Raw genomic sequence first — 16,859 nt, forward strand, 5'->3', positions numbered from 1 at the left:
AAACGGGGTGTAGCTCAGATTGGTAGAGCGTTGCGTTCGGGACGCAGAGGTCGCTGGTTCAAGTCCAGTCACCCCGAAAAAGACGGAACATTGCCGGAAATGGAATTTTTGAAAACAAAAAGCCGCGTTGTTGTCGCCATGAGCGGAGGGGTGGACTCATCCACAGTCGCCGCCATGCTCAAAGATAAAGGGCACGAGGTCATCGGAATAACCATGCAACTGTGGGACTACGGAGAGTCCTCCGGCGGCTGTTGCTCGGCGGACGAAGTGAGAGACGCAAGAAATGTTGCGCGGCAGATCGGCATACCGCACTATGTCGCCAACTATATGGAGCCGTTTAAAAAAACGGTGGTCTCCGATTTTATTGACAACTACAAGTCCGGGCAAACCCCCGTTCCGTGCACCCTTTGCAACCAGTTTATGAAGTTTGACCTGCTGCTCCGGCGAGCAAGAGAACTCGGCGCGGACGCGCTTGCCACCGGACACTACGCGCAAGTGAAAAATGAAAGCGGGGGCAGGGCGCTTTTTAAGGGCGTTGATGACGGAAAAGACCAGACATACTTTCTCTGGACGCTCAAGCAGCGGGAACTCAAGCGGCTTGTGTTCCCGCTCGGAGAGAGCACAAAAACCGAAGTCAGAGAAAAAGCGCGCGCCTTCGGGCTTGATGTGGCGGAAAAACCGGAAAGCATGGGAGTGTGCTTTCTGACCGGAGGGGACTACAGAAACTTTCTCCGCATGAAAACCGGCGGAAACCTCGCGCCGGAGGGCGACATGGTTGACACCGGCGGCAATAAAATAGGCGGCCACAAGGGCGTCCATTCATACACGGTCGGGCAGAGAAAGGGCCTCGGAATACCGACAACGGACAGCGAAAGCAACCCCAAATATGTGGTGGAAATAAATGCGGAAAAAAACAGGGTCGTGGTCGGAAGCGAGCGGGACCTCTACAGCGGAGGGCTTGTGGCGGAAGGGCTGTCATGGGTGAAAAGCGCTCCGCCCGGAAAAAGCCGCGTCCGCGCGAAAATAAGGCACAGGCACAGGGAGGAGGACGCGGTCATTGAAATAAACGGCGATGCGGCGGCGGTAACATTCGCAGACCCCCAGAGGGCGGTAACTCCGGGGCAGGCCGTTGTGTTTTATGACAAGGGCGAAGTGCTTGGCGGCGGCTGGATAAAAAAGGCGCTGCCCGTTTGAAAATTTTTCGTATGGAACAGTTGCGAAAAAAAACCGTCTCGGTGGTTACCCTCGGATGCAAGGCAAACCAGTATGACACCGCCGCCATGCTGTCACGGCTACCGGGGAGCGGATATGAAATTAACAAACGGTTTTCGGACAGGGCGGACGTTTATATTATTGACACCTGCACCGTAACCGGCAAGGCGGACTCGGAGGCGAGAAACTACGCGCGCCGCGCAAAAAAATCCAACCCCTCCGGTGTGGTGGTGATGACCGGCTGCTACGCCCAGGTGTCGCCCGAAGAAATCTCCTCCCTGAAATGCGTTGACTATGTGGTGGGAAACTCCCACAAGTTTCCCGCTCTGGCGGAGATTGTGAGGAAGGGAAACCCGCAGACCGCGGCGCGGATTTTTGTGTCCGACCTGTTTGCCGACAAAAAAAGAAAGTTTGAATCGCCGGGCATAAGCGCCTTTCCGGAGCGGACGCGGGCTTTTCTGAAAATTCAGGACGGATGCAACTACGCATGCTCATTTTGCATAATCCCGCGCGCGCGGGGAAGGTCAAGAAGTCTGCCGCCCGACGAGGTGGTCAGGCGGCTTGAGGTTCTTTACCAAAACGGATACCGGGAGGCCGTGCTGACGGGAATACACCTTGCCGGTTACGGGACGGACATCGGCAGTTCTCTTGTGTCCGTCCTCGCTCAAATTGAAGATTCACCCCGGCCCGCGCCAAAAATTCGCCTCAGCTCCCTTGACCCGGCGGACACCGGCGAGGAATTGATAAAGTTTTGCGGCGCGGCGGAATCAGTATGCGAGAGTTTTCACATATCACTCCAAAGCGGAGACGCCGGCATACTGAAAAAGATGAGACGCCGTTACGGGCCGGGAGAGTTTGCGGACTGCGTGAACTCAATCAGGCAAACCATGCCGGACGCCTCCATAGGAACGGACATAATGGTCGGATTTCCCGGAGAAACCGATGACCGCTTCCGCAACACCGTGAAAATCGCCCGCGACTCTGCGCTGACCTATTTTCATGTTTTTCCGTATTCACCGAGAAAATACACATCGGCAAGCATTATGAAAGACCCCGTGCCTGATGAAGTGAAAAAGGCGAGAAGCCTTGAAATGCGCGAACTGGGGGCGAAGAAAAAACACGAATTCTACAGGAGTTTCATAGGCAGAACCCTTCCGGCAATATCTGAAACCCGGTCAATCTGCATGACGGACAACTACATACCGGTCGCGGTTTCAGACCCGAACCTGAAGCCGGGCGTCAATCTGAAAGTGCGGATAAACTCGGTTTCCGGAGAAAAAGCCAAAGGATGCGTCTGCTCTTCCCGCTGATACTTCTCGCCCCGCTTGTGTTTTCGTCATGCGCGGGCAAACCGTTTCCCACCGGCATATTTGACAGGGAGGATGTCTTCAAGGTGTGGGCGCTTGCCGACACCCAGCCCATACACCTCTCGCACAGGAGGGTTTTTGAAAACGCCGTTGACGACATGAACCGGAACACGAGGAATGTTCACATGGCCCTTGTCGCCGGAGACATTGCAGACCGCCCAAGCGAAGAGGTTTTTGACTGGTATCTCGCGGCGCGGTCAAAATCGTATATTAAATCGTGGAACGAGATCGCGGGCAATCATGACAACAAACCGGACGGCGGCGCGCTCTTCAGGAAAAAGATCGGCAAATTTCACAGGGCCGTCCTGCGCGGAAACATTCTTTTCATCCTCATATCGGACGAGAAAGAAACCAAATCAACCTTCATAAGCGACAAAACTTTTGAGTGGTGGAGGGAAACCGTTGAAAACAACCGGGACAAAATAATAGTCACCGTAACCCACGCGCCGCTTGAGGGAAGCTCAATAGCCCTTTCCGGGATGGAAGCCCGCCGGATAGAGCGCTCGGAACGTTTCACCGAAACGCTTAAAAAAGAAAAAGTTGCCCTCTGGCTTTCGGGTCATCTTCACATCCCGCATTTTTTCCCGCGCACGGTTACGAAAAAAGAAAACCTGAACGGGACGGTTTTTGTTCACATATCCTCCATACGCCCCGAACTGAAAGGTTTTAAGCAGCCGGAATCCCGCTTTCTCGCATTTTACTGCGGAACAAAAAAAGCGTCCGTATTTTCAAGAAACCATCAAAAAAGAAAATGGCAAAACAGGCACGCCAAACATTTGACCCTTTCAAAAACCGTTGAATGCCCGTAGCGCGGGCGAACGTTACTTTCCGCCCGAAACGCGCTCCAGAACAACATCCACAATTTTTTCGTGTATGCCGAGCGGGTCGGTAACGGTGTGCCTGAGGCCGGGGAATTTCCGCGCCGCCGCCCGCGCCATTGAGGGAATGTCAAAGCCCGAATGTTTTCCGGGAACGAGAAAGTAGGGGTGAACCACCACCTCTTCCGCCCCCATTTCCGCGCATTTTGCAAACGCATCCTCCATTGTCGGGGGGGCTAACTCCATATGGCAGTGCTCAACCATGTCAAAGTCCGTATTTCTCGCCTCTATCCTTTGCGCGACAAGGGCGAGCAGCCGGTTTGCCTCATCAACCGTGCTGCCGTGGTCAACAAGTATCAGGGCTTTTCTAATTTGCCTGTTTTGCCCCGACATTTTCCAGAACTGTTCCTAAAACTATGTCCGCGCACCTGTTGAATTCCTCAATAACAAGATGCTCATTAACCGTGTGGAGTTCATACATGCCCGTTCCGAGATTGACGCACTCTATGCCCTTGCGGTTGAAGAAATTGGCGTCGCACCCGCCGCCGCTTGTGTGAAAAACCACCGGAAAACCCGTTTCGCGCGCGACACTCTCCACCATTTTTGCAATACGGGAGGATTCGGACACATCCATCAGCGGATAAATGGGCTCGCGCGTTATCTTCACATCCGGTTTGCCCCCGCGCGCCTTTGCCGATGCGGCGATAAAGCGCTCCTCCATGTGGTCCATCTGCTTTGCGAGTTTTTCCTCATTGTGGCTTCTTGCCTCGCACAAAAGGGACACGGAACCCGGAATTATGTTGATTGCCGTTCCGCCCGATATCTTCCCCACATTGGCGGTGGTCTCAAAGTCTATCCTTCCCAGTTTCATCCCTGATATGGCGTCCGCCGCAATTTCTATGGCGCTTACGCCGTCCTCCGGGCACAGGCCGGCGTGCGCCTCAACGCCCTTTATTTCCACATTCATCATGTCGGAGGCGGGGCATTTGACAACAAGCCGCTCCGGTGTGCTGCTGTCAAGAACTATTCCCTCGGCGGACTCAAACAGCGAAGGGTCAATATGCTTTGCCCCCAGTAGGCCGACCTCTTCGCATATTGTGAACGCTATCTCAATGTCGCCGTGGGGAAGGGCGTTCTCTTTGAGGGAGCGCGCGACCTCAACAATCACCGAGACGCCGCTTTTGTCATCGCTGCCCAAAATGGTGTCGCCGCCGCTTCTGAGAAAGCCGTCTTCCACGCGCGGGTTTATGCCCCTGCCCGGCGCGACCGTGTCCATGTGGGCGGAAAGAAGAAGGGGAGGGGCGCTTGTGTTGCCCCTTATCTTCACAATCAGGTTTCCGGTGTCGCCGCCGACTTTTTCTCCGCAGTCATCGTAAGAGCAGTCCGCGCCGAGTTCCCGCATCTGCTTTTCCAGAACCAGCGCGACATCCCTCTCACAACGTGACTCGCTGTCTATCCGGATGATATCCGTCAGGTGCTCCAGCATTCTCGTGTATGAAATCATGTTCAATCCTCCCCGAATCGCGCCGGGAAGTATGCTGTCCGCCAAGCATAAAATCAACACGGCCTGTGAGCGCCTCAAGGTTGTCGCGCATTTTTGCGGACACAAAAACCGCGCCGCGGTATATCAAAGAAAGGTCTTTTATTCTGCCGGGCGGGGCCGTGTCGGTCTTGTTGAAAGCAAGCAGCCGGGGAATGTCGCCAAACCCCATAAGGCCGATAACATTTTCAACCGCCGTTATTTTGTCTTCCACAACCGGGTCGCCCGCGTCCGCCACATGAACAAGCAGGCCCGCGCCGCCAATCTCCTCAAGGGTCGCCCTGAAAGCCATTCTCAGGTCGTCCGGCAGGTCTTTGATAAAACCCACCGTGTCTGTGAGGAGAACAGGGGAGCGCGCCGGGCGGTAAAGGCGGCGGGTCTTTGTGGCGAGGGTGGTGAACATTTTGTCCGCCGCATCGGCGGGGGCTTTGGTCAGGGCGGCAAACAGGGTGGATTTTCCCGCATTTGTATAGCCCACAAGGGAAACCGCCCGCGAGTTGCCGTCTTTTATGCGGCGGGTCTTTGTGCGCTCCCTTCTCGCCGATATGCCCTCCATTTGCCGCTCAAGGTCTTTTATCCGCTTCCGCAGGCCCCTTCTCTCTTTTTCCAAGCGTTTCTCTCCGGGGCCCCTTGTTCCTATACCGGCTCCGGGGTTTGACATCAGCGCCCCGCTTCCCGCAAGGCGGGGAAGGGCGTATTTCAATTCGGCGAGTTTGACCTGAAGCCTTCCCTCTTTTGAGGACGCCCGGGATGAGAAAATTTCAAGAATCAGTTGCGTCCTGTCAATAATTTTCATGTCAGTGCGGCTTTGTATCTCGGAAATTTCCGCCGGTTTCAATTCGGTGTCAAAAATTACCGCCCCCGCCCCCTCATGCCTTGCAAGCAGAAGAAGGTCGGAGAGGTTCGCCTCTCCCAAAACGGTGTTGCCCGTCCTTTTGGAGGGACGGAGCATATGGATGCGCCGCCCGGCAACCTGTTTTCCCGCAGACACCGCAAGCCGCTCAAGTTCCTCAAGCGAGGCCGCCGCCCCGGCCTGCGTCCCGCGCGAGGCTCCCGCAAGAAAAACACAATCCCGGCCTCGCGGGGCGGCGGGGCGCGCCGCCTCCGGAACGGCAAGGGCGGTCTGCGAATCAACCCTCACGGCTCTGTAATCCGGAAAGCGGACGGTTTCACATCTGTCCGGGCCGGGAGAGGGGCGGGCAAACTCAAAACCCGCATGGCCCCGGGGGCCGCCCGGCATTGTTATGACGCCCACCATTTCAAGCCGCTCGTTGATAAGGGTGAACCTGTCATTTTCCGTAAGCCCCCGCCCGTCGGCGCGGGCGCGGATGAGCCTGTAGTTCCTCACCGCCTTTGCCGTGTCGCGGCGTTTTTTGAAAAAGGCGGATATTTCCGCATCGCAACCGTCTCCGAGAAACACGGCGCAGACCCCGCCTTTCCCGTTGACAAGGGCGGAGACGGGCCTCTTTGCGGCGGAAACCGCCGAGCACAGGGACGCGCCGAACTCCGGCGTCATAACCCGCCCGGGATTCAGATTTTTATCATACAGTTTGAGAACCAGCCTGACTTCTCTGCTGGTAAGCCCGGACTTCCTTCCGTAAACGGAAACAGTCGCTATTGAACTTCTCCTATGATGTTCATCATGGGTTCAAAAAAACATGCGTAAGCGCGGCGATAAACAGTATTGAGCCGACCAGAACAAAAATGCCCGCTATGTAAATCTCTGCGCCCGTCCGGTTTTTCATACCGCTATTATAATGCCGCGCGGGGAGTTGTCAAAAGCGGGGCTCGCCGTTAGACTGACTTTCAACAACGGGCGGCAAAGCCCGCATAAAGGAGAAGACAATGGCGCGTGTTGCAACTATTTCACCGGTGTGGGGATGCGGAGTTGAGGATTTGAGGGCTCTCGCCCGCGAGGCGGAGGGGGCGGGGTTTGAAGCGATTTTCTCGCCCGAAGTGCCGCCTTACAGCGCCATCTCAAACGCTCAGGTGTTTGCCGAAGCCACATCCTCAATCAAGGTCGGCACATGGATCACAAATATCTTTATGCGCAAGCCGGTTATTTGCGCCGCCGAGGCTCTGACCGTTCAGGAGGTTTCCGGCGGCAGGATGATATTGGGGCTGGGAGTGAGCCACAAGCCGGTCAACGACAAATTCGGCATAGACATGGGAAATCCAGTTGAGTCAATGGAGGACTACATAGCGCAGATAAGGCCCATACTTGACGGCTCCTCGGAACTGCTGACAATCAAGCGCGAACTGCCCCGCATTCCCGTCCACATAGCGGGGCTTACAAACTCTGCGGCGCAGTTGGCGGGAAGGGCGGCGGACGGGCTGATGCCCTACATGTCTCCGCCGGAATATGTCAGGCAATTGAAGGAGCGGGTTGCGGAGGGCGCAAAGGAGGCGGGGAGAGACCCGTCTGCGGTTGAAATTACAAACGGCATTCCGTCTTTCATTTCAGACAGTTTTGATGACGCCGTAAAGGCGGCGAAATTCGGGCTTTCCGGCTACGCGCGGTTTCCCTTTTATCAGCGTCTCATCACCAACATCGGCCACGGCGAAGTGGTTGAAAAAATCAAAGGGGGAGAAAAACCGCACGAGGCGTTTACCGATGAACTGATTGACGCGGTGGCGCTTGTGGGCTCCGCAGAGCGCTGCCGCGAGCGGCTTGAAGCCCACAGGGAGGCGGGCGTCAGCCTGCCCATCATAGTTCCCGGGGCGGTGGGCAAGCAGAGCAATGTGGAGGTGATGAAAGTTACCTGCGCGGCCTACGGTTAATCAGACCGCGCCGCCGTGCAACCCGCGCAGTTCGCCGCGTTTTTTCTTTCCGTTTTTCGTGCGCGGTATCGCGCCGGTGATGAAAACCTCTTTGGGAATCTTGTAATGCGCAAGGCGGGCGGAGAGGAAATCCAATATCTCTTTTTTCAGAGTTTCCCCGTCATGCCCGCCGGGGGAGGGAACGACAAACGCCGCCGCGATAACCTTTCCTTCGCCCGCCTCAATCCCCGCCGCCGCGCAGTCCGCCACTTTCGGGTGCTTTGACAGCGCGGCCTCAATTTCAAAGGGTGAAATCCTGTAACCGAAACTGTTTATCATGTCGTCTTTTCTGCCAAGCGGCCACAGGTAGCCCTCATCGTCCGCCGTAAAATAGTCGCCGCTAATAAAATCCCCCTTGCGCGAAAACATTTCGCGCGTCTCAGCGGGGCGGTTCCAGTAGCCGAGCATAATTCCGGGGTCGCCGGGCGATGAGCACAAAACCCCTTCCCCGCCGCCGCGAACCGGCTCTCCGCTTTCGGGGTCGACAAGAAAACATTTTCGCCCCGGCTGCGGCATTCCCGGAGAGCCGGGCCTGATACCCATCCCCTCCATGTTTGATATGTAATAACTGAACTCGCTCATCCCCAGCCCTTCGCGTATGTCAACGCCGAAATTATCTTTCCAGACTGAAAAAAGTTCGGGGGTCAGATGCTCGCCCGCGCTGAGGCAATGGGTCAGCCCCGAAACATCGGGAGGCGGGCCGCTTGCCGCGTCTCTCGCCATCTGCCGGAAAACCGTCGGCACGGCCATAAACACATCAACGCGGTGTTTTTTTATCAGGTCAAACATAATGCGCGGATTGTATGCCCCGCCGTAAAGCACCGATGAGCATCCGTGCCGCCATGCGTCAAGGCATCCGGCTCCGAGGGTGTATGTCCAGTTGAGTTTCCCCGCGTGAAAAACCCGTGGGCGGGAGCGCGCCCCAAGCCAGAACACCGCCGCCGGGTCGCGCCCTATGGCCGCCCTGTGCGCGTGTGCAACCCCCTTGGGCTCGCCGGTTGTTCCCGATGTGTAGCACAGATAAGCGATGTCTTCGGCGGAAGTGTTTGCGGGCGTGAGTTCGGCGGGGGCATTTTCCGTCAGATTGTCAATATCCGCGCAACCGGCGGGCGCTTTCCCGCCGGTCGTCCAAACCGCGCTCAAACCGGCCGCCGCCTCCCCGACCCGCCCGTAAATTTCCGGAGAGGTTACAAGCGCCTTCGCGCCGCTGTCCGCAAGTATGTGGGAAACCTCATGACGGGTAAGCATTGCGCTCGCCGGAATTGGAATCGCGCCGATTTTCATCGCCGCAAGAAATGAAAACGGAAATTCCGGAACGTTGTCCAACATAACCATCACCCTGTCGCCGCGTTTAACGCCGGAGGCGAGAAATATGTTTGCGATTTTATTTGTCTCCGTTTTCAGGTCTGAAAAACTGAACCGTTTCACCTCCCCGTCCCCGCCCTCCCATATAAGGGCGGTTCTGTTTGCAAGGTCGGGATTTGAGGCGTTCCTGTCCGCGCAGTCAACGCCCGCGTTAAACTTGCGGGGAATGTTCCACTTCCACGAGGCGCAGAGGGCTTTGTAGTCAAAAGGCATGGGTGTAATTATTATGAATTGGTCGGGAGTTTCAAAGGGAGGGGGGAACATGAAGGTTATTAAATGCCGCCGTTTTGAGTCCACCGCCGATGGCTACTGTTGATGAAGAAGCGTTAACAATCTTCTGCCTCCCCTTGACAACAGCAAAACTATCCCTTTAGACTTTTCGAAGTTGTCGCTTAATTAGCGGGCAACTTGGTCAGATGAATCCACTTTACACCAGCGTTAGGCGCGAGACGAAGAGAGCCCTGACCGTCCTTGGGGCGATTCTCTGTTTATTAATTCCGGCGGATTTTGCCAAAGCAGATTACAGCGGAAACGGGGCAGAAAACGGGGCAACCGACATGGGCGGAGGCCACCCTTCCACCCCCGGCCCGGACACTACTAATGCGGCGGTGTGGCTCAATTCATCCGCTTTCGGCGCGTTTGCACGCACGCAGGGACACGATTCAACTGCCATCGGCGCAAGCACAATTGTTACAGGAAATTCTTCAACAGCCATTGGTTTTTCGGCGGGGGCCAGAGGGAACAATGCAACGGCTGTCGGCGCGAGGGCTTTTGCGAAAGAAAATTCAACGGCTGTCGGCCAGTTTGCGAGGGCGGACGGACTAAATTCAACGGCTGTCGGTCATAGCGCGTGCGCGGTTGAATATAGCGCAACGGCCCTCGGACGCGACGCATTTGCAAGACAGGAAGCAACAGCTCTCGGCGCGTTTGCGAGGGCGGATGATTATTCAATAGCGTTAGGCGCAAGGGCTTTTGCAAACGGCAGGGGTGGCGCCGTTGCCATTGGGACGGGCTCAAACGCGACCGGCACGGACGCAATAGCAATCGGGCGCAATGTGCTCGCCACCGGCGGACAAATCCGCATCGGCAACTCCTCAGTAAGGAATGTGCGGATAGGCGCTTACGACTTGAGTGAACTTTCAGGCATTACCGGAGACGGCATAAGCGCCGATGCCGTTGGAGATATAATTACCAATGCGGCAACGGAAGGCGGAACGATTGACAGGGCAATTGACAGGGCGTTAAGAGTTGAAACCGAGTCCCGCGCCAATGCCGACAATGCTCTGCGCGCCGACCTCGGCACACAAACCGATATGCGCAATTCCAACGGTAGCGCACACGCGCGCATCAATTACATACAAGACGTAATCGGCTCGGCAAACAGCGCTGAACTTATGGCGTGGCGTGTGAATGAAGCCGTTTCAGCCGTGGATCCGGTTATGCCGGATGAAGAGGGGCAACTCAGTATAAAAATTAACGCTGAAACCGGTGAGATTATCTTGACGGGAGACAGCGTGCGCGCTCAGGTGGCATCGCTGGTGGCGGCTTTATCCCGCTCCAACAGTCCTCTGGTGGATGCCGAGGGCAATCCGGTCAACACCAGCTTGGGAGAGTTCAATGAACTGGACCCCGGCCAAGTGAGCGGCAACCAACGGCTGACATACCTGTTCCGGGCCTTATACGGCGACCCCTCGGTTGCCAGCCCCGGCGATAATGACATTGACTCCAACACCCCGCACGCCGACAGCATAGTAGGGCGCATACAACAGGGAGTGTTGCGTAGCGAGGCGGATGTTGCGGCTGACCGTGACACCAATGGCGGATTGGCGGGGAACGGCGGTTATCGTGCGGCGCCGACAATCGGCTCAGGCCGCATGGATGCGCCAAACACTGAGGCTGACCGCCAGTTAGTTGTGCAGGATACAAATGTTGACGGCACGGTGCGTCTGAGCACTTTGCCTTTCAGCACCCTGTCCGGCTTAGACCGGCGCGTGGAAGGGTTGGAAAAAGACCTTTCCGCCGGCATTGCCATGTCAATGGCAATGCAGTCGTCTCTCTTGCCGGGCGAGAGAATGAGCGTGTCTCTCGGTTCCGCAACCTATAATAAAGAATACGCTGCGGCTTTATCTTTAGGATTACGCATCAACAAGAGGTGGCGGTTCAATACCGGCGTGGGCTGGGGAAGTAGCGGAACCAAACTGGGCGGTCGCTTCGGCGCAACCTACGGATGGTGAAAACCAACCTCCTTTCTCCCGCTTGAGTTACCCCCCGCTTTCTGTAAACTCCCTTTTCAGTTTTGTCATACCTCGCAACCGCCACAGAGGGAAACCTTACCCTCATTACATTCCTGCCGCTTGCCGGTGTGTGCGCCCTCGCGCTCTTAGGACTGATATTCCGCCTGTCCGATGAAACATTCAAAAAAACCGCCTTCGGCTTGAGCGTGCTGGTTTTTCTTGCGTCAGTCCCGCTTTTCACCAACTTTGAACCGGGCGGCGGAATGCAGTTCACACAAAGCGCGGAATGGATGCCGGAGTTGGGGGTTGCCTACGGCCTCGGCGTGGACTGGCTCAGCTTAACGCTGGTTATGCTCACAACCTTCCTTACGCCTTTTGCGATCTTGAGTTCATGGAACATAGCGGAAAGAAAAACCAAAGAGTTCTTCTCGCTCATTCTGATAATAGAGACGGCGGTTGTCGGCACACTCGCGGCGACCGACATGATTCTGTTTTTCCTCTTCTGGGAGGCGGCGCTTATCCCGATGTATTTTCTGATAGGCGTGTGGGGAACGGAGCGGAGAGTATATGCGGCGGTAAAGTTTTTCCTTTATACGGCTTTTGGAAGCGCGCTTATGCTCGGAGCAATCTTTTACCTTTACGCCGCGCGGGTGGAACAGTTTGGCTCGCCGTCAATGGCGATTGAAGACCTGGTGGCCGTAACAACCGCTTTTGACGGATTTTTAAGCCCTCAGGGGCTGTTGTTCGCGGCGTTTTTTCTTGCTTTTGCAATCAAAGTTCCAGTCATTCCGTTTCACACATGGCTGCCGGACGCGCACGTGGAAGCGCCCACGGCGGGCAGCGTTATCCTTGCGGGAATACTGCTCAAACTCGGCGTTTACGGAATTCTGCGTATGCTGTTTCCCTTCTTTCCGGACGCCTCGGCGGCGTTTATGCCGTTTCTTTCCGCCGCCGCAATTGTGGGAATTATTTACGGCGCAATGGTGGCGTTCTCCCAGAAAGACCTGAAAAAACTGGTCGCCTACTCAAGCGTGAGCCACATGGGCATAATCGTCCTCGGCTTTACCCTGCCCAACATTCAGGGGGTTGAAGGCGCGGTTTTTCACATGCTCGCCCACGGGGTTTCAACCGGCTCGCTGTTTATGATGGTGGGAATGATGTATGAGAGAAGGCACTCAAAAAAGATAGCAGATTTCGGCGGCGTGGCGGCTGTGATGCCCGTGTTTGCGGCGTTTTTCATACTGTTTTCGCTCGCGTCCGCAGGCCTCCCTCTGCTGAGCGGATTTGTGGGGGAGTTTCTGGTGCTTTTAGGCGCTTTCAGGGAGAGTTATTTGAGCGCGGGCCTTGCCGCAACGGGCATAGTGCTTGGAGCGGTTTACATGCTTAAAGCCGTTCAAAAGGTGTTTTTCGGGCCCGTGGAGAAAGAGCAAAACAAAAAACTGACCGATTTGACCCTGCGGGAGATTGGAGTGATTTTGCCAATGGCGGCTATAATAGTTGCGCTTGGCGTGTATCCGAAACCGTTTCTCTCGCGTATTGAGCCGGGAGCAAAGCGGTTTATTGCGGAGTTTGCCGCGCAAACGCAAACGGGCAAAATGAAGGCGGAAAAACAGTGGGAATTCAGGAAGCGGTAAAACAGATACTGACCGAGATCGGCGAAGACCCGGCAAGGGAGGGGCTTGAAGACACCCCGCTCCGCATAGAAAGGATGATGAAAGAGATAACGTCCGGCTATGGGAGCGACCCTATGAAGATCGCCCGCGAAGCCGTCTATGAGATAGATTACGATGAGATGGTTATCGTTAAAGACACCGAGTTCTACAGCATGTGCGAGCACCATATGCTTCCCTTTTTCGGAAAATGCCATGTCGCATACATTCCCAACAAAAAGATTATTGGTTTGAGTAAAATACCGCGCATTATTGAAGTATTTTCAAGACGCTTGCAAGTGCAGGAGAGGATGACGGTTCAAATAGCAAACCTGCTTAAAGAGGCGCTTTCCCCCAAGGGGGTGGCGGTGGTGGTGAAGGGTTACCACCTCTGCATGGCGATGCGCGGGGTGGAAAAATCCGGAGCGAACATGATAACAAGTTCAATGAACGGACTGTTCAGGAGCGACGAGCGGTCGCGCGAGGAGTTTTTGAGCCTTATAAAGGAGACCGGGCTTTGACGGACGCCACCGTGATTGTTTGCGGAATGAGCCACAAAACCTCTCCCGTTGAGGAGCGGGAAAGGGTGTCCGTGGGAGGGGAGGAGGCGACAAGAGAGGCGCTTGGGGCTCTGCTTTCCCGTGAGTCTGTGGATGAGTGCGTAATAGTCTCCACGTGCAACAGGGTTGAGGTGTATGCCGCGTGTGTGAACGGCGCGGAGTGTTTTGACGCCATAAGCGAATTTCTTTGCGGAGCGCGGGGCGCGGGCGGTGAAGACAGGTTGTATTTTCTTGAGGGGGCGGAAGCGGCGCGTCATCTTTTCAGGGTGTCCGCCGGGCTGGACTCCATGGTCGTGGGAGAACCGCAAATTTTAGGGCAACTCCGGCGGGCGTATGAAACGGCGCGCGCGGAGGGGGCGACGGGGGCGGCGCTGAACATACTTTTTCAGAGCGCGTTTTCATCGGCGAAGAAAATTAAAAACGAAACCGGCATCGGCTCACACACGGCATCGGTCAGTTCGGTCGCCATTAAACTGGCGAGAAACATCTTTGGCGACATCTCAAGTTGCTCGGTGATGGTTGTGGGAACGGGCGAAGCGGCAGCCGATGCGGCGGCGCAGCTCGCAAAGAGAGGCGCGGGCGAAATCCGCATCGCCGCAAGAGACCCGAAAGAGGGCGCAAAACTGGCGGCAATCGTGGGCGGGAAACCCGTCTCAATGGCGGAGATAGGTTTGTGGATAAGAAAAACCGACATAGTGATTTCCGCCACCGGCTCATCCAACTACATACTGAAAACCGAAGATCTGGAAGACGCGATGAAACTGAGAAAAAACAAGCCCGTCTCCCTGATAGACATCGCAGTCCCCAGAGACATAGACCCCGCCGTCCGGGGCATCGGGGGCGTTTTTCTTTACGATATGGACGACCTTCAGAATTTCGTTGAAAAAAACCGCGACACCCTGCGCCGCAACCTCGGCAGGGCGGAGGAAATGGCGAAAAATGAGAGCCTCAAATTCACATCCCGGCGCGGAGGGCTCAAGGCGTTTCCCCTCATCGTGGAACTCAGAAAAAAGGCGCGCGCGGTCGTGCGGGAGGAAACCGTCAAAACATTGTCAAAGCTGGATTCACTTGAGCAAAGGGGCGGCGAAAAAGAGCGGAGGGAACGGCTTATATGGCAACTTTCCGAAACCCTTATGGAGAAATTTCTGCACGCTCCAATGACAAAACTTAAAATGGAAACGGCAAACTCCGAAGACAAAAACGCCTATGCGGAGACGGTCAAAACCCTCTTTGACCTGTCCGGGGAACTGTCGGCAGATGAAGATAAAGATAGGAAGCAGGGGTAGCCCTCTCGCTAAAATTCAGGCGGCGCAGACGGGCGCGCTTTTGACAAAACAGTTCCCCGGACTTAAAACGGAATTTGTTTTTATAAAAACCTCCGGCGACCGCCGGGGAGCGCCCATAGGCGGCAAGGGCGCGTTTGTGCGGGAGATAGAAGAGGCGCTTGCCTCCGGCGCGGTGGACATCGCCGTCCACAGTATGAAAGACATGCCCTCCGCCCTGCCGGACGGCCTCGCCATAGGCGCCGTTCCCCCCCGCGCCGACCCTTCGGACTGCGTTGTTTTTCCGGACGGCGCGGACGGCTCTCTGAAAAAAGGCGCGCGCGTGGGCACGGCAAGCCTGAGGAGAAGCTGCCAGGTGCTCGCCATGCGCCCGGATGTTTCCGTTCTTCCGGTGAGGGGAAACGTGGGGACGCGCATAGACAAAATGAACGCGGGGGAGTTTGACGCGCTTGTTCTCGCAAGCGCGGCCCTTGACAGGCTGGATATGACGGGGCGGGCGGGCTTGAGATTTAACCCGGCGGAGTTTGTGCCCGCGCCGGGGCAGGGGGCTCTCGCCGTTGAATGCCGCGAGGATGACGCGCAAACCCGCGAGTGGCTGAGCGCGATTGAGTGCGCGGAGTCGCAAATGTGCGTTGGCATTGAAAGGCAGTTTCTCGCGCGTCTGGGGGGTGACTGTTCCGTTCCCGCCGGTTGCCACGCGCGCCGCAGCGGCGGCAAAATAGAGGTTGTCGCCGTGCTCGCCGCAGACGGGCGGGGGGAGGTTCACCGGGAAACGGCGGTTGCGGAAGAGGCGGACTGCGGGCGGGTCGGGGCGGAGATCGCGGAAAGAGTGATGTTAAAAGCGGGCGGGCATTGACCGGGGCGGGCTGCTTGAGTAGAATGTTCCAACTGGCGCGGGGTGGAGCAGTCTGGTAGCTCGTCGGGCTCATAACCCGAAGGTCGGAGGTTCAAATCCTTCCCCCGCAACCAATAATCTCCAGCAATGTCATTTGAGAAAAAACTTCAAAAAATAGAGGAAATTTCACGTTCCCTTGAAAACAAGGAAGTTCCCCTTGAAAAAATGATAGAAAACTTTGAGCGGGGCGTCCGCCTCATAAAAGAGTGCCGCCTTATGCTTGAAGAAACCTCAAAAAAAATTGAGGCACTCGGCGACAAAACGACCGGCGACAAGGCGGACATTCCCGCAAAACGGAAAAAGTGAAACAGCCGCCATCCGAAATTGACGGTTACATGGACGACCGCAGAAAGCGGGTCGGACAAAAACTTGAGGAATACATCGCCTCGGTGAGGGAAAAACATTCCGGGCTTGCGGACGCGGTCTCCCACATCCTGAGAAACGGGAAAAAAATAAGGCCCGTTCTGTGCATGGCGGCGTGCGAATCCGTGGGCGGGCGGGCGGAAGCCGCCATGCCCGCCGCGTGCGCCATAGAGATGATTCACACCTACTCGCTCATACACGATGACCTGCCCTCAATGGACAATGACGACATGAGGAGGGGGCTTCCCTCAACCCACAAAAAATTCGGAGAGGCGGCGGCGATTCTCGCGGGCGACCTGCTGCTTACGGATTCTTTCGGTTTTCTCGCCTCGGAGGGAAGGGCGGCGGGGCTTGCGGACTCAACTTTGCTTGAGATGGTGCGGGTAATTTCGTCCGGCGCGGGGCGGGCGGGCATGGCGGTGGGGCAGATGATGGACCTTGAGGGAAGGGGGGGAGAGGAGAGTGTTCACCGCTTGAAAACCGGCTCGCTCATTGAGGCGGCGGTGCTGTGCGGCGCGCTTGCGGGCGGGGCGGATGAAAAACAGACCGCCGCTCTGTCGGGATATGCGCGCGCTACCGGAATGGCATTTCAGGCGGTTGATGACTTGCTGGATACCGGCGAAGGAAAAATGAGGGAAAGGGCAAGGGAACTTTCACGCGAGGCGGTCGGCAAACTTGAGGATTTTGACGGTGATAAGTCCGTCCTTGCCGGGCTTGCCCTGCGCCTCTGCGAGCGCACGGGGTAGAAAACCC

Annotated in this window: 15 protein-coding genes and 2 tRNA genes; 13 read left to right on the forward strand and 4 right to left on the reverse strand. The window is 56.2% G+C overall.

The window, feature by feature from the left end:
- The first annotated feature begins 3 nt into the window (after positions 1-3).
- The 4 genes from OXF42_03900 to OXF42_03915 all read left to right on the forward strand — a co-directional run bounded on the left by OXF42_03900 (position 4) and on the right by OXF42_03915 (position 3,388).
- Positions 4-77, forward strand: a tRNA-Pro gene (locus OXF42_03900).
- Between the two features lie 22 nt (positions 78-99).
- A complete protein-coding gene (gene mnmA, locus OXF42_03905) occupies positions 100-1,194 on the forward strand; it encodes a tRNA 2-thiouridine(34) synthase MnmA (protein MCY4047238.1) in 1,095 nt (364 codons plus the stop codon).
- Between the two features lie 11 nt (positions 1,195-1,205).
- Entirely contained in the window at positions 1,206-2,522 is a 1,317-nt protein-coding gene (gene mtaB / locus OXF42_03910; protein ID MCY4047239.1) for a tRNA (N(6)-L-threonylcarbamoyladenosine(37)-C(2))-methylthiotransferase MtaB, read from the forward strand.
- Complete coding sequence (locus tag OXF42_03915) at positions 2,501-3,388, forward strand: metallophosphoesterase (GenBank protein MCY4047240.1); 888 nt, start codon at positions 2,501-2,503, stop codon at positions 3,386-3,388. The genes mtaB and OXF42_03915 overlap by 22 nt, the downstream gene beginning before the upstream one ends.
- 12 nt (positions 3,389-3,400) lie before the next feature.
- On the opposite strand, the gene OXF42_03920 is transcribed toward OXF42_03915, so the two are convergent.
- Genes OXF42_03920 through hflX form a run of 3 tightly spaced genes read right to left on the reverse strand, consistent with a single transcriptional unit; the run spans position 3,401 to position 6,453 of the window.
- Positions 3,401-3,790 (reverse strand): cobalamin biosynthesis protein CbiX, encoded by a 390-nt coding sequence (locus OXF42_03920; protein ID MCY4047241.1) that lies wholly within the window; start codon positions 3,788-3,790, stop codon positions 3,401-3,403.
- Positions 3,765-4,901: a M20/M25/M40 family metallo-hydrolase gene (locus tag OXF42_03925; GenBank protein ID MCY4047242.1), complete on the reverse strand. Its 1,137-nt coding sequence runs from the start codon at positions 4,899-4,901 to the stop codon at positions 3,765-3,767. Before OXF42_03925 ends, OXF42_03920 begins: the two co-directional genes overlap by 26 nt.
- Positions 4,831-6,453 (reverse strand): GTPase HflX, encoded by a 1,623-nt coding sequence (hflX, locus tag OXF42_03930; protein MCY4047243.1) that lies wholly within the window; start codon positions 6,451-6,453, stop codon positions 4,831-4,833. The genes OXF42_03925 and hflX overlap by 71 nt, the downstream gene beginning before the upstream one ends.
- Positions 6,454-6,782: 329 nt before the next feature.
- Here hflX and OXF42_03935 point away from each other — a divergent pair, with 329 nt between their 5' ends.
- Positions 6,783-7,718, forward strand: a complete 936-nt coding sequence (locus OXF42_03935) for an LLM class flavin-dependent oxidoreductase (GenBank protein MCY4047244.1) — start codon at positions 6,783-6,785, stop codon at positions 7,716-7,718.
- Here the strand turns inward: OXF42_03935 and OXF42_03940 are convergent, their stop codons facing one another.
- Complete coding sequence (locus tag OXF42_03940) at positions 7,719-9,335, reverse strand: acyl-CoA synthetase (protein ID MCY4047245.1); 1,617 nt, start codon at positions 9,333-9,335, stop codon at positions 7,719-7,721.
- A gap of 203 nt (positions 9,336-9,538) precedes the next feature.
- Here OXF42_03940 and OXF42_03945 point away from each other — a divergent pair, with 203 nt between their 5' ends.
- From OXF42_03945 to OXF42_03980, 8 genes are all read left to right on the forward strand, one after another.
- Positions 9,539-11,356, forward strand: coding sequence for a YadA-like family protein (locus OXF42_03945; protein MCY4047246.1), 1,818 nt, complete (start codon positions 9,539-9,541; stop codon positions 11,354-11,356).
- Between the two features lie 62 nt (positions 11,357-11,418).
- On the forward strand, positions 11,419-12,990 hold the full coding sequence (locus OXF42_03950) for an NADH-quinone oxidoreductase subunit M (protein ID MCY4047247.1): 1,572 nt from the start codon (positions 11,419-11,421) through the stop codon (positions 12,988-12,990).
- On the forward strand, positions 12,969-13,526 hold the full coding sequence (gene folE / locus OXF42_03955) for a GTP cyclohydrolase I FolE (GenBank protein MCY4047248.1): 558 nt from the start codon (positions 12,969-12,971) through the stop codon (positions 13,524-13,526). The genes OXF42_03950 and folE overlap by 22 nt, the downstream gene beginning before the upstream one ends.
- Positions 13,523-14,851, forward strand: a complete 1,329-nt coding sequence (gene hemA / locus OXF42_03960; protein MCY4047249.1) for a glutamyl-tRNA reductase — start codon at positions 13,523-13,525, stop codon at positions 14,849-14,851. Before folE ends, hemA begins: the two co-directional genes overlap by 4 nt.
- A complete protein-coding gene (gene hemC / locus OXF42_03965) occupies positions 14,823-15,704 on the forward strand; it encodes a hydroxymethylbilane synthase (protein MCY4047250.1) in 882 nt (293 codons plus the stop codon). The genes hemA and hemC overlap by 29 nt, the downstream gene beginning before the upstream one ends.
- 36 nt (positions 15,705-15,740) lie before the next feature.
- A tRNA-Met gene (locus tag OXF42_03970) sits at positions 15,741-15,817 on the forward strand.
- 13 nt (positions 15,818-15,830) lie between these two features.
- On the forward strand, positions 15,831-16,049 hold the full coding sequence (xseB, locus tag OXF42_03975) for an exodeoxyribonuclease VII small subunit (GenBank protein MCY4047251.1): 219 nt from the start codon (positions 15,831-15,833) through the stop codon (positions 16,047-16,049).
- The gene (locus OXF42_03980; protein MCY4047252.1) at positions 16,046-16,852 is read left to right on the forward strand and encodes a polyprenyl synthetase family protein; all 807 of its coding nucleotides are present in this window, start codon (positions 16,046-16,048) and stop codon (positions 16,850-16,852) included. The genes xseB and OXF42_03980 overlap by 4 nt, the downstream gene beginning before the upstream one ends.
- The last annotated feature ends 7 nt before the right edge of the window (positions 16,853-16,859 follow it).

The sequence above is a fragment of the Candidatus Dadabacteria bacterium genome, assembly GCA_026708565.1.
Classification (GTDB): Bacteria; Desulfobacterota_D; UBA1144; order Nemesobacterales; family Mycalebacteriaceae; genus Mycalebacterium.

Bases quoted from the DNA above. Each gene is read 5' to 3' on its own strand.
- mnmA (MCY4047238.1), top strand. From the start codon at position 100: ATGGAATTTTTGAAAACAAAAAGCCGCGTTGTTGTCGCCATGAGCGGA.
- mtaB (MCY4047239.1), top strand. From the start codon at position 1,206: ATGGAACAGTTGCGAAAAAAAACCGTCTCGGTGGTTACCCTCGGATGC.
- OXF42_03915 (MCY4047240.1), top strand. From the start codon at position 2,501: ATGCGTCTGCTCTTCCCGCTGATACTTCTCGCCCCGCTTGTGTTTTCG.
- OXF42_03920 (MCY4047241.1), bottom strand. From the start codon at position 3,790: ATGTCGGGGCAAAACAGGCAAATTAGAAAAGCCCTGATACTTGTTGAC.
- OXF42_03925 (MCY4047242.1), bottom strand. From the start codon at position 4,901: ATGATTTCATACACGAGAATGCTGGAGCACCTGACGGATATCATCCGG.
- hflX (MCY4047243.1), bottom strand. From the start codon at position 6,453: ATGACGCCGGAGTTCGGCGCGTCCCTGTGCTCGGCGGTTTCCGCCGCA.
- OXF42_03935 (MCY4047244.1), top strand. From the start codon at position 6,783: ATGGCGCGTGTTGCAACTATTTCACCGGTGTGGGGATGCGGAGTTGAG.
- OXF42_03940 (MCY4047245.1), bottom strand. From the start codon at position 9,335: ATGCCTTTTGACTACAAAGCCCTCTGCGCCTCGTGGAAGTGGAACATT.
- OXF42_03945 (MCY4047246.1), top strand. From the start codon at position 9,539: ATGAATCCACTTTACACCAGCGTTAGGCGCGAGACGAAGAGAGCCCTG.
- hemC (MCY4047250.1), top strand. From the start codon at position 14,823: ATGAAGATAAAGATAGGAAGCAGGGGTAGCCCTCTCGCTAAAATTCAG.
- xseB (MCY4047251.1), top strand. From the start codon at position 15,831: ATGTCATTTGAGAAAAAACTTCAAAAAATAGAGGAAATTTCACGTTCC.